This is a genomic window from Neisseria sp. P0021.S007 (assembly GCF_051956855.1).
In genome coordinates, this window is the sequence record NZ_JBQCXA010000975.1 from 1 (window position 1) to 556 (window position 556).

At 47.1% G+C, this 556-nt stretch carries 1 pseudogene; it reads left to right on the forward strand.

What is annotated here, in order from left to right:
• Positions 1-556: pseudogene (locus ACTHUR_RS17040) on the forward strand (hypothetical protein); the annotation flags it as partial.

The window sequence follows — 556 nt, forward strand, 5'->3', positions numbered from 1 at the left end:
ATTTTATTGGCTTCATCATCTTATTCATTGGCAGAGAATGCTGATGGCGGTCGTGATGCGGCGGCTTTGGCCACCACCAACGATTATGTCAATTCCGGCAGCATTATTCGCAAAGATGACGATAAAATCAGCATTTTCAATGATTTGTTGACTGTGAACGGCGGTTTGCGCGTACGTGCGGATACCAAAGACATCAATGCCAACAACAGCAGCGTTAATCCGACGCCTGAAGACACCAATGCCAACTTCAACGCAGAATTTTGGTTACGCGCAAAACTGTACAAAGATTGGAAATTGGTAGCGCAAATCGAGCCGAATATCGATTTGGAAACCGGTAAATTTAACGGCGATCATGATGTGCCGGTCAATAAACTGTATGCCGAAGGGACTGTATACAACAACATCAAAGCGCGTGTCGGTAAATTTGGCGCATTCTCTTCATACGGCCGCGTATGGGATACCGAAGTCACCGGCGGCGAAATCTTCTTTGACAATAAAACCCTGCCGACCAAAATCTATGCGGGCCGCCGTACCGGCAATCTGAACGACAACGCAT